Genomic DNA, 12354 nt, shown 5'->3' with positions numbered 1-12354 from the left:
TTTACATAGAAGTATATCAAAAATCATAGATCTTGGACAGCTTCTTAGAGGAGATGACGAGCTGATGAGCAAGTTGATGACTAACAAAAAAATGAGTCCAGTGGCAAAAATGATATGGTGGGCCTTTGGAATTGCAATTATTATCTATGTGATTTTGATGGTAGCTGGGGTTGGAGAAAAAAGTCTAAATGAGTGGATTCAATTGCCACTAATTGTGAGTTTCGCCGGGCTGATTTATACAGTTAATTGGCGACAGCTGAATCGTTCTTTATCTAAACCCGCCATAATCTTGGGAATTATTTTCTTGACTTCGCTGATTGTACCCAATATATATAGCTTTGTTCAGGGATTTATTCAAGGAATGGCTGAATAATGTGATGTTTTCTCTAGAAGATAGGATCATGTTTCAAATTAATAATAAGGAGATATCGAAAGCAACTACAACTTCGATATCTCCTTATTTTATTACGGTTATAATACCATCTCAGCAGATATCATGAAGACTCCCCCGAAGTACGACAAGAGCCCTTTTTTAGAAAAATAAACACCGGCAAAAGAAAAAAGGCCACCGATTATAAATAACAAATGGAACTAATGGCGCATTTAAGTTTCTCCTATACTATGCAATTACTATTTTCTCAAGTTATAGCATAATCAATCCCACTTTATATGAAACCCAATCAAATATTTACAAACAATATCATTTTTTACTTTCAATTTACATTAATGAAGCGGGCAATTTACATTGAACCCCCACAATAATGTTTGTAACGAAATAAATGATTTTGAGGTGAGATATTTGTCAATTACTTTAAGAAACGTCCGTAAAGATTACGACGCCCAAACAGATGTCCTGGAGGATATTTCGGTAAAGGTTGAGACTGGCGAGTTCTTCGTCATCGTCGGCCCTTCCGGATGTGGGAAAAGTACGCTGCTCAGAATGATTGCGGGCTTGACGCCAATTACAGCAGGCGAGGTCAGTATCGACGATAAGGTCGTCAATGACTTGCCACCTAAGGCTCGAAAATTAACGATGGTCTTTCAAAACTATGCCTTGTTCCCATTCATGAGTGTTTGGGACAACGTTGCGTTTGGCTTAAAGGCGCGCAAAATGGATCAATCAGATATTAAACAACGCGTTGATAAAGCACTTAAAATGGTTAATTTGACAGAACTGGGTAAACGCAAGCCCCGTGAACTATCCGGCGGTCAACGACAACGGGTGGCACTTGCCCGTGCGGTTGCCAGTGATGCCAAAATTTGTTTGATGGACGAACCATTGTCCAACTTGGATGCCCAACTCCGAATTAAAATGCGTCAAGAAATTTACGCACTGCAAAGAAAACTTGGGCTGACGTTAATTTATGTAACCCATGATCAAGTGGAAGCAATGACCATGGCCGACCACATTATGGTGCTCAACGACAAACACGTGCAGCAAATTGGCACGCCAAGCGAAATTTACCAAAACCCAGCCAATGACTTCGTGGCAAAATTCTTTGGGACACCACAAATTAACATTTTATCAGCCAAACGTTCCAAGACTGATCATCACGTATTGAACGTTTCATCAGACTTGGAAATTGCCCTTGATCAAGAAGTACCGGCAGAAGATATCAAAATTGGGATTCGCCCAGATGATATGAAAGCTGAAGCCGCGGACAGCATCGAATCCAACGCAGTCGTTAAAAACACTGAATTTCTGGGAGACGAAACAATTGTCTACGCCACGCTTAATAGTGGAGAGAACATTCACGTTGTTGTTCCCGGCCAAGTTAACTACCGAATCTACCAACCAATCAAAGTTAGTGCAGATTCCAACTTGATGTTTTTTGATGCAAAAGGCGATCGATTAAACATTTCTAAGGAGGCTTATGTACATGCTTAAATCACCAGCACAGAGTACGCCGACCACGCCGCTTTCGGTTGAAAAGACGAAGAATAAGCTGAAAGCCCAGGAAGCTCATTTTTACTTAAATGCCAAGGATAAGTATTTTGCTTGGATATTCTTGGGACCTTCACTATTGATCTTAGGCGTTTTCGTTTTTTACCCAATGTTTCGGACCCTTTACCTGAGTTTATTTTTAACCAATACTGTCGGCAAGGCCACGGTGTTTGTTGGTCTCTCCAATTATATTAATTTGCTAACCTCAGCTGATTATATCTCCAGTGTTGGAGTTACGCTCTTCTATGTATTTGCAGTGACCATCATCACGATTGCGTTAGGGCTATTGTTGGCCAACCTGGCAAGCAAACGCCTTCCTGGAATTGGGATTTTTAGGACATTATTTTCGGCGACCATGGGAGTCTCAGTCTCCGTTGCCGCTATCTTCTGGCTATTCATTTTTAACCCGTCAACTGGGTTCTTGTCCTTGATCAGTACCTGGATGCATTTGCCGCAAATCCCCTGGTTAACGAATCCGACTGCAGCGATGTGGGCAGTCATTATTACCACCGTTTGGATGAACCTGGGCTTTACGTTCTTGATTTTACTTGGCGCAATGTCCTCAGTTCCAACCACGTTGTATGAAGCAGCCAACATTGAGGGGGCTTCTTCTCGGTTCCAGTTCTTCCACATCACAGTGCCATCAATCTCGCCAACCTTGTTCTTCGTATCCATCATTACCTTGATTGAATCATTTAAGAGCTTTGGTCTGATTGATCTGATGACAAAGGGTGGCCCAACGAACGCAACAAATATGCTGGTCTACCGTATTTACAAGGATGCCTTTTACAGCGGTAATTATGCTCAGGCAAGTGCCGAGTCCATTATTCTCACAATTATTATCGCTGCCTTCACATACCTTCAATTCAAAGTCTTAGAAAAGCGGGTGAATTACTAATGGATATCGTCACAAAGCCGAAGTTGTCCCGGCGAATTTGGGATTATGCACTACTGACAATTCTCGCAATTGTGGTTTTAGCACCGTTTCTGATCGGTCTGTGGACCAGCTTTTTACCAACAATGCAAATTGCTCAGGGAAATTTCTTGAGCACCAAAGTTTCCTTCCAGAACTATATTGATGCCTTTACGCAAACGCCAATTCTCAGGTATCTGGGAAATAGTCTGGTGATTTCAACGGCTACCATGATTGCCCAACTGATCTTTTGTTCGATGAGTGCTTACGCATTTGTCTTCTTGAAGTTCAGGGGTCGTAAATTCTTATTTGGTTTATTTTTGGCAACGATGATGCTGCCGTTTGAAGCTGAAATCATTCCCAACTTTCAAACAGTTAAAGCAATGGGCCTGTTAAACAGCTACTCAGTAATGGTGATTCCATTTCTAACATCAGCTTTTGGTGTTTTTATGCTCCGTCAGTCATTTATGCAGATGCCAATTGAGTTAAAGGAAGCCGCTGATATTGAAGGGCTCGGGCACTTCCAATTTTACTGGAAAATGGTGCTACCGTATAACCGAATCCCACTGATGACTTTGGGTGCCTACAGCTTCTTGGGCGCTTGGAATCAGTACTTGTGGCCAATGCTGACCACCTTCAGTAATGATTTTCGCCCGGTTCAAAACGGATTGCGTCAACTACAATCTGAAGAGACATTTAACGACTGGGGTATGATTCAAGCTACTGCAGCGATCGTGGTCATTCCAACTTTAATTGTCCTTTTCATCGGACAACATTACTTCAAGTCAGGTGTGAATGAAGGTGCTGGTAAATGATGAAAAAATTGACAGCATTCCTCAAAGCATATGCGTTACCGATTTTTGCGGTTTTTGCCATTGTCTTGGGTATCGTTTTTGTAAATGGCTCCAAAAATGCCACCTCTGCCAAGGCTGGTCGCACACCAGTTGTTTTCTGGAATGAAATGGGTGGCCCGGCTGAAGTTGCACTTGATAAACTAGTGGATGATTTTAACAAGTCACAAAACAAGTATGAGGTGATTCCTCAATACCAAGGGGCTTATGATGAAGCGGTTCAAAAGATTATCCAAAGTCACGGAACGAGTGCGTCGCCTGCATTATTCCAGTCGTTTGATATTTCAACCGCACAAATGATGCACAGTAAGTACACCACCCCTGTTCAGAAGTTTATTGATGAAGACAACTATGATGTCAGTGACATTTCACCTGTTGCCCGATCGTTTTACTCAAACAAGGGTAAGCAGCTGGCCATGCCGTTTAATACGTCACAACCGGTGTTATACTACAACGCATCATTGTTCAAAAAGTATGGTGTAACGCCACCTTCCAAATCACCAAGTTATAGTGAGGTCACCCGAGCAGCTAAAGAGCTTTACGAAAAGTCTCATCACAAGGTTAAGGGGATGACGATGGAGATTTATGGCTGGCTGATGGAAGAAGCCCTTGCCAACGCCCATACGTCACTCATCAATAACGGTGATGGTCATACGGGAACGCCAACTAAGATTAATTTGAATAATCCAACGACTAAAAAGTTTTTGAGCTGGATTCGAACGAATATTAAATCCGGCGACTTCGTCAACTATGGCTCTGGTTCGAGTGCCGAAAACAACGAAATTGCCGCATTCCTGGCAAATAAGTTGGGTATCTTTGTTCAATCATCAGCCTACATCAGTCAGTTAACGACCGGGACCAAGAACAAGCTGGGTATTTCATACTTCCCACATCCAGATGGTGTTAAAGCCAATGGTGTCGGGATCGGTGGTGCGGCTCTGTGGATTTCAAATGACAAGCCTAAAAAGACGCAACGAGGTGCATGGGAATTCATCAAATTCGCCGAAAAATCCAAGAATCAAGCTGAATGGCAAAAGGCCACCGGCTACTTGGCTTTGAACAAGAACTCACAGAAGGAAAAAGTCTTGCAAGACTTGTACAAAAAGATTCCTTCTGCCAAAGTTCCTGGCGAGCAGTTGGCCAGTGCCAAGCCAAATAACACCAACTCCGGAATTTTGATGGAGGGGATGCAGTTGACTCGTGAACTGGAAGAAACGGCGATGGAAACCGTTTATGACGGTGGTAATATCAACAGCGCATTAAACACCGCTAATAAAGCGATGAATGCGAACTTAAAGACGACCAACAAAGCAAATGGCAGATAACTTCCATTAAGGCATGAAGACGTCTTGAAGGGAAGTTGATTAAGAGAGTTGAAGGACTGAAAGGAAGTCATAATATTGACTAATAGAACACTGATTTTTGGACACCGCGGGTACCCATTTAAATTCCCCGAAAATTCTTTAAAGGGGTTCAAATACGCCATTGATCATGGTATTGGCGGCTTAGAATTTGACGTTCACCTGACTAAAGACAATGTTCCCGTCATCATGCACGATGAAAAGATTAACCGAACGACAGACGGTAGCGGACTGATTCGTTCGTATACTTTGAAGGAACTTCAACAGTTTCATATGCGGGATGGCGAGACCATTCCGATGCTAAAAGACCTGTTGTCATTGGCCGTTCACCGTCCAGTACATTTGAACCTTGAGTTCAAGACCAACAAGATTCATTATCCAAACATTGAGCAAATCGTTCTTGACTTGGTTAAGCAGTATGACTTGACGTATCCGGTGATCTACTCCTCGTTTAACCTGGATTCATTAAAGAAGGCTTACCAGATTGATCCAAGCCAACAATACTGCCTGTTGTCCGATCACGTGATTAAGGATGCTAAAGCCCTGATCATCAAGGAACACCTCGCCGGACTTCACTTGAGTCACTATCAGCCGTTAGCAAACGTTGATGAGCGGATTTGGACGGTGGATGATCCAAAGACGCAAGAGAAGCTGCTGGCGGATCACGTTGCCGGAATTATCACAGATAATTTTGAGCAGGCGATTCGGTTGAAGAATCGTCCAGTTGCAATGTAACTTTGTACGTTTTGAATTAAGGAACTGTATTTTGGTTCCTTTTTTTGTTGGTTTGGGATTTGGTATTAAAAGTGTTGACAATTAAAATTAAGCGGATATAATAGTTAGCATGCTAATTAATTGGGGTGCTATGTGACTTTTTAATGCACAAACCCCACATATAGTTAGCATGCTAATAAAAGCTTAATGGAGATGAAGAAATGTTTAAACTACTAAAACGACTTAATAAGCGAGAATATGCCATGATCGCAATCAGTACGATATTCATCGCCATTCAAGTATGGCTTGAATTGAAAATTCCTGATTATATGACCCAAATTACCACTGCTTTGGGAACTTCAGGAAGTACGACAACGGATATTTTGGATCCTGGATTAAAAATGTTGGCTCTTTCTATTCTGAGTATGTGTTCGGCAATTATTGTCGGTTACTTTGCCGCACACGTTGCTGCTGGATTTAGTGCCAGAATTCGGGGCAAAGTCTTTAACCAAGTGATGGATTATTCAACTGAAGATATTAATCAGTTCTCAATTCCAAGCTTGTTGACCCGGTCAACAAATGATATTACTCAGATTCAAACATTCATTGCAATGGGGATGCAAGTTATCATTAAAGCACCTATCACGGCAGTATGGGCCATCACGAAGATTGCAAATAAAGGATGGCAATGGACTTTAGCCACAGGAATCGCTGTAGCACTTTTAGTAATTGCGTTGACGATTATCCTATCTTTGGTACAGCCAAAATTTAAGATGGTTCAGAAGTTAACCGATAAATTAAATCAAACAACTCGTGAAAACTTAAGTGGACTGCGGGTTGTGCATGCTTTCAATGCTGAACAATTCCAAAATCAAAAATTTGATAAAGCTAATCATGAACTGACCGGAGCTAACTTATTTGCCAACCGGGTTCTCGCTTTGATGAACCCAGTAATGACGTTAATCTCTAATGGTCTTACCTTGGCAGTCTACGCAATTGGTGCGGTATTAATTGAAAATGCAGCAATGGGTGCTGGACGGCTAACACTGTTTAGCAATATGATCGTTTTCTCATCGTATGCGATGCAGGTTATTTTAGCGTTCCTGCTGCTATCAATTATTTTTGTCATTCTGCCCCGGGTGACAGTTTCAGCTGGCCGAATCAATCAGGTTTTGAGTGTTAAACCAAACATTAATTATCCGGACAAAACCCAGCAGACGCCCACATCCATGGGAACAGTTGAATTTAGGGATGTTTCCTTTAAATTTAAGGATGCCGAAGCAAGTGCCATTGCACATTTGTCATTCAAGGCTGAACCAGGACAAACAGTCGCTTTCATCGGATCGACCGGTAGTGGGAAAAGTACCGTTTTGAACTTGCTTTCACATCAATATGACATTACCAGCGGACAAATATTAGTCGATGGCGTGGACATTCGTGACTACTCTGAATCGGATTTGAATAATCGTTTAGGCTATATTCCACAGAAAGCTGTTCTATTTAGTGGAACGATTCGTTCAAATATTAATTTTGGTAAAACCAATCAAACAAGTCCAATGAGCGATCAACAGATTATCGATGCTCTTAAGACAGCTCAAGCATGGGAATTTGTTAGTTCAAACGAAAAGAAGCTGGATGCACCGGTTGCGCAGCACGGGGATAACTTCTCTGGCGGCCAAAAGCAACGATTGGCGATTGCACGGGCAATTGCGCGGAACCCTGAAGTATTGATGTTTGATGATTCCTTTTCGGCTTTGGATTATGCAACTGACCGGAGACTTCGGGATGCCTTGAAACAAAATCGCCGTCGCACAACAAAACTCATTGTGGCACAGCGGATTAGTACAATTATGGATGCAGATGAGATTGTGGTACTAGATAAAGGTAAAGTTGTGGGCCAAGGAACCCATCAACAATTATTGAAAAATAATGACGTGTATCAAGAAATCGCATACTCACAGCTGTCAAAGGAGGAATTGGCGTAATGACAAAACAAACGAATTTAATTCCCGGTATCAAAAAATATGGTAGACCTTATATTTCTCAAGTAATTATTGCTGTTTTCCTTGCGGCATTCGGTAATATTGCGACAATTGTGGGTCCTAATCAACTAAGTAAAATTACGAACTTAATTTCCAAGGGGCTTCGGGGGAGCATTGATGTCAGCCAGGTTATGAGAATTGTGGTAATTTTAGGGATCATCTATGGCGTCGGCGCACTGATGTCTTACGGACAAGGGTTTTTGATGGCAAATGTTTCGCAGAATTTCACCCGAGATTTAAGAACTAAGATTAGTCAGAAGATTAATCGTTTACCGATTTCCTATTATGACAAGCACGATGAGGGTGACACCTTAAGTCGGGTTACCAATGACTTGGATACTTTTGGTCAGGCCCTCAACCAAAGCTTAGGAACACTCATATCATCTATTGTGTTGATTGTTGGAACGATTCTCATGATGACGGTCACTAACTGGATTCTGAGTCTCACGGCAATTGTGTCCGCCTTTATCGGAATTGTTCTAACCGTTGTTCTTCTTCAGCACTCTCAAAAGTATTTTAACCAGCAACAGAACAATCTCGCTGACGTATCGGGTTATGTTGAAGAAGTTTATTCCGGCCATCAGGTGGTCAAAACTTATAATGGAACTAAAAATGCTAAGAAAGAATTTACAGACCGCAACCAGAAATTGGCAACCAGCGTTTGGAAATCTCAATTCATTTCCGGAATTATGCAGCCATTGATGACATTTATCGGGAATTTAAGTTACGTTTCCGTGAGTGTAATTGGCGCTTTGCTGGTGTTAAACAATACAATTTCAATCGGCGTAGTTGTCGCTTTCATGGTATATGTTAGAATTTTCACACAACCACTTTCTCAAGTCACTCAAGCATTTTCCAGCCTTCAGTCAGCTAAAGCTGCATTGCACCGAGTCTTTGAGTTTCTCGAAGAACCGGATGATCAAGCTGACCAGGATGCAGACACTGAATTAAAGGATGTCAAAGGCCGGATTGATTTCGAACACGTTTCTTTTGGTTATAATCATAATGAAACAATTATTAAGGACTTTAATGCCCATATCGAACCTGGCGAAAAAGTAGCCATTGTTGGCCCAACAGGTTCAGGAAAGACGACGTTAATTAGTTTATTAATGGGCTTTTATCAAATTGACGAAGGCTCGATTAAGATTGATAATAAAAACATTAACACCATCACAAAGCAAAGCATCCGTGATCAGTTTGATATGGTTCTCCAAGATGCTTGGCTCTTTGAAGATACCATCATGAACAATTTGAAATATAATGATCCCAAAATTGATGATGACCAAGTAATTGAAGCGGCCAAAGCGGTTGGTATTGATCATTTTATCCGAACGTTGCCAAAAGGGTACGATACCGTTCTTAATGATTCAGTAACGCTATCTGTTGGCCAAAAACAGTTAATGACAATTGCAAGAGCGCTTGTTCGAAATCGGCCAATGTTGATTTTGGATGAAGCTACTAGTTCAGTTGATACTCGAACTGAAGAACAGCTTCAAAAGGCCATGGACATTTTGACCAAAGGACGCACATCGCTGGTAATTGCCCATCGATTGTCAACAATCAAAAATGCCGACAAAATTATTGTGCTTAAAGATGGTAAAATCTTAGAGACAGGAAATCATCAAGAATTGATGAATGAAAATGGCTTCTATGCTAGTCTGTACAACAGTCAATTTGAAAGTCTAACTGCATAAGAGAGGAGCACAAATGAATAATTTTCAATTAGGGCCATTAATCAAAGCTGTTAATACGCTGTTTGAACGGGAACTGGATAACCAACTTTCTGCAAGAACCGATGTTCCAAACTTGACCGGAGCACAAGCTAGACTGTTGGGATACTTGTTAACCCACGCCGAAACCATTGTTTATCAGCGTGATTTGGAAAATATATTTCATTTAAGCCGGCCAACTATTAACGGACTAGTCAAACGATTGAGGGAAAATAATTTTATCACCGTTTTTCCATCATCTGAAGACAAAAGATTCAAACAGGTTCAGTTAACAAAAACGACACGAGAACAAATGGAAGCACACCAAAAGGATTTTGAAAATATATTTGTTCGGATTGAAGGTCAGATGACCAAGGGGATGACTGAAAATGATGTTGAAACGTTCAGAACCTTGCTTGGAATTTGCTTGAAAAATCTACAAAAATAACGAATACAAGGCAGTCTTGCGACATCAATCTTAAAAAGCAACTAGATTTAGACTGTAACAAAAGTGATTCATCGACAACTTTGTTTGTGCGGTGAATCACTTTTGTTATGGCGCCTTCTGTAACAATCTTTTCTTTTAGTATTTAAACTAATCATTCAACCAAGGCTGGCAACCCTGATCTTTTCAGCCACACAGAATCATTTAAAGTTACACGGACAAGCAAGTTGTTTCGATCGATGTTGCCAAAGTTTCGACTACGGGCAGATTGGTTCGTTGCTTAACCTGGGACGTCCTCGTGGTTCATACCACAGGAATAACGGGAATTTGTGATAGAAAACAAAAAAATCTGGGGTTGGGTTTCGTCAGCAGCCGAAAAGTGGCTTTGACGGAATCTGATCCTAGATTTTTGCTTCATTATTTCGTAACGTACAAGCCTTTATAGCCGTTGCTCATGCCGGCCGGATTCCACACAAATCCATGGATATTCGTCCGCCAGAGTTGCGTCGTTGCTGGCTGGTACAGTGGGACAATTCCTTGATCTTTCATTAGGACTTTTTCAGCATTCACCAAATCGTCATAACGCTTGTCAGGATTGTTGGCATCGGTTGTCTTAGATGCTTCAATATACTTATCGTAAGTCGCGTTCACCCAATGACCGTTGTTAGTTGGATTGCTCTTTGTCAGCAGGTCCAAGAAATTGATTGGGTCCGCGAAGTCAGCGCCCCACGAGGACACAACCAGGTCAAAATCACCACTGGTTGAGCGGGATAATTTGCTCTTGGTGGGTACATTATGAATCGTGATGCTCAATCCAGGTAGCTTGTTGAATTGACTCTGAAGGTATTGAGTCGTCTTTTTTGACTGATCTGTATCGTCACTCAGCAGTGACAGGTGGAGTTTCTTTTGACCAACTTGTTTCATCCCTTGCTGCCAAAGCTTCTTTGCCTGGGACTGATTATAGGCGACCCCATCTTTTTCATAGGCATCCTTGGCAAAATCAGCACCGGTCTTTGGATTACGGAAGAAGTTGGTTGAAACAAATCCCTTGGGTGCCGTTGAGCCGTCACGAAGAACTTGGCTGGCCAAAGTTTGTTTGTTAATGATACGAGAAAGTGCTTGACGAACTTTGGTATTCTTCAATGCCTTCACCCGTTTTTGGTTCATCTCCAGGTACATGGTCGAGCCGCCGACAAACTTTTTAAACTCGGGTCGATTCTTGTAGGTTGGGACTTCTTCTCCCGATAGACTAATCACATCGAGTTTATTTTGTTGGTAGAGTGACAATCCCGTACTTGGTGTTTTGATCACTTGGAAGTCGAGTTGGTGCGCCTTAACGTGTTTCTTGTCCCAATAATTGGGGTTCTTTGTCATAGTCCAAGTATCGCTGGTCCCGTTCCATTTGGAGAGGACAAACGGACCATTGTACGCGGTGGTTGCACTACTGGTTCCATATCGACTGCCATACTTCTTAACTGCGGATTCCTGTTGTGGGAAAAAGGTTGGAAATGCCAGTAATAGTTTGAAGTAAGGAACCGGGTGGCTGAGTTTGACCACCAATGTGTGGCTGTTTGGCGCATAAACACCTAATTTATTGGCAGACAGATGGCCCTTTTGAATGGCACTGTAGTTCTTGACGCCTTCAAATAAATAGGAATACCCAGCAGCCGTTTTTGGATTGACAACTCGCCGCCAGCCGTAAACAAAGTCTTTGGCGGTGACGGGTTGGCCGTTATTCCATTTGTCGTTTGTCCGCAATTTGAACGTATAAGTTAAGCCATCGTTGGAAACTTTGGTGCTGGTAGCGAGGCCGTTTTCAACTTTTGATTTTGGCCCCAAGCGATAAATTCCTTCACTAATTTGGTAGAGGGGCGTCAAGCTGCCGCTATCAGAGGCTTTAGCGATGTCCAAAGTAGAAATCTCTGAACTGGTACTGAGATTGATCGTTTGGTCCTTTGCCATCTGTTTACTGGATTTAGTGGAAGAGCTGTTGTTACCGCAGCCGGCAAGTACCAGCATGACAGCGAGAACGCCAGTGATCAATAGTAAGTGTTTATTGAATTTCACGATTTAAACCTCTTTTTCGACATAAAAACTGCCAGCATCAAAAGCCTGCTGGTCAGTTGTTTATTAGTTTGTTGAGTTACTTTGAATTTGTTAGTACCAAGGCTACTATCCTATCATGGAATGGCGAACGTGGCAAATATGGTTCATTAAATAGCATGATTGGCGTGGTGGGAATCAGAGGACCGGCCAAGAGTAGTGACTAAAACAGCTTTGCCCCAGCCCCATTATAGCGACTAAGTCAAAGTTGTATTTTAAATCATAAAATAAGGTCCATTTTATTCAAATTCTTCATACTCATTAGGGTCTT

General features: G+C 41.8%; 9 protein-coding genes and 1 pseudogene. 9 read left to right on the top strand and 1 reads right to left on the bottom strand.

Going from position 1 to position 12354, the window contains the following annotated elements:
* The 9 genes and pseudogenes from AB3112_RS04255 to AB3112_RS04215 all read left to right on the top strand — a co-directional run.
* Positions 1–373, top strand: a pseudogene (locus tag AB3112_RS04255) (hypothetical protein); the annotation flags it as partial.
* Positions 374–799: 426 nt separating this feature from the next.
* Positions 800–1888: an ABC transporter ATP-binding protein gene (locus tag AB3112_RS04250; protein ID WP_367334003.1), complete on the top strand. Its 1089-nt coding sequence runs from the start codon at positions 800–802 to the stop codon at positions 1886–1888.
* The gene (locus tag AB3112_RS04245) at positions 1881–2843 is read left to right on the top strand and encodes a carbohydrate ABC transporter permease (protein ID WP_367334002.1); all 963 of its coding nucleotides are present in this window, start codon (positions 1881–1883) and stop codon (positions 2841–2843) included. The genes AB3112_RS04250 and AB3112_RS04245 overlap by 8 nt, the downstream gene beginning before the upstream one ends.
* A complete protein-coding gene (locus AB3112_RS04240) occupies positions 2843–3673 on the top strand; it encodes a carbohydrate ABC transporter permease (protein ID WP_057909630.1) in 831 nt (276 codons plus the stop codon). Before AB3112_RS04245 ends, AB3112_RS04240 begins: the two co-directional genes overlap by 1 nt.
* Entirely contained in the window at positions 3670–5034 is a 1365-nt protein-coding gene (locus AB3112_RS04235) for an ABC transporter substrate-binding protein (RefSeq protein ID WP_084998148.1), read from the top strand. The genes AB3112_RS04240 and AB3112_RS04235 overlap by 4 nt, the downstream gene beginning before the upstream one ends.
* A gap of 75 nt (positions 5035–5109) precedes the next feature.
* Positions 5110–5805, top strand: coding sequence for a glycerophosphodiester phosphodiesterase family protein (locus tag AB3112_RS04230; protein ID WP_084998146.1), 696 nt, complete (start codon positions 5110–5112; stop codon positions 5803–5805).
* Between the two features lie 200 nt (positions 5806–6005).
* Positions 6006–7769, top strand: coding sequence for an ABC transporter ATP-binding protein (locus AB3112_RS04225; RefSeq protein ID WP_057909627.1), 1764 nt, complete (start codon positions 6006–6008; stop codon positions 7767–7769).
* On the top strand, positions 7769–9520 hold the full coding sequence (locus AB3112_RS04220; RefSeq protein ID WP_084998142.1) for an ABC transporter ATP-binding protein: 1752 nt from the start codon (positions 7769–7771) through the stop codon (positions 9518–9520). The genes AB3112_RS04225 and AB3112_RS04220 overlap by 1 nt, the downstream gene beginning before the upstream one ends.
* Positions 9521–9533: 13 nt before the next feature.
* Positions 9534–9983 (top strand): MarR family winged helix-turn-helix transcriptional regulator, encoded by a 450-nt coding sequence (locus AB3112_RS04215; RefSeq protein ID WP_084973594.1) that lies wholly within the window; start codon positions 9534–9536, stop codon positions 9981–9983.
* Between the two features lie 414 nt (positions 9984–10397).
* Here AB3112_RS04215 and AB3112_RS04210 read toward each other — a convergent pair whose 3' ends face one another.
* The gene (locus AB3112_RS04210) at positions 10398–12047 is read right to left on the bottom strand and encodes a peptide ABC transporter substrate-binding protein (RefSeq protein ID WP_367334001.1); all 1650 of its coding nucleotides are present in this window, start codon (positions 12045–12047) and stop codon (positions 10398–10400) included.
* Positions 12048–12354 lie beyond the last annotated feature (307 nt).

Origin of the sequence: Lentilactobacillus sp. (assembly GCF_040773105.1) — a bacterium.
Taxonomy (GTDB): domain Bacteria; phylum Bacillota; class Bacilli; order Lactobacillales; family Lactobacillaceae; genus Lentilactobacillus; species Lentilactobacillus parabuchneri.
The sequence above is the reverse complement of the archived record's forward strand: the minus strand, read 5'-3'. Positions and strand labels throughout refer to the sequence as shown.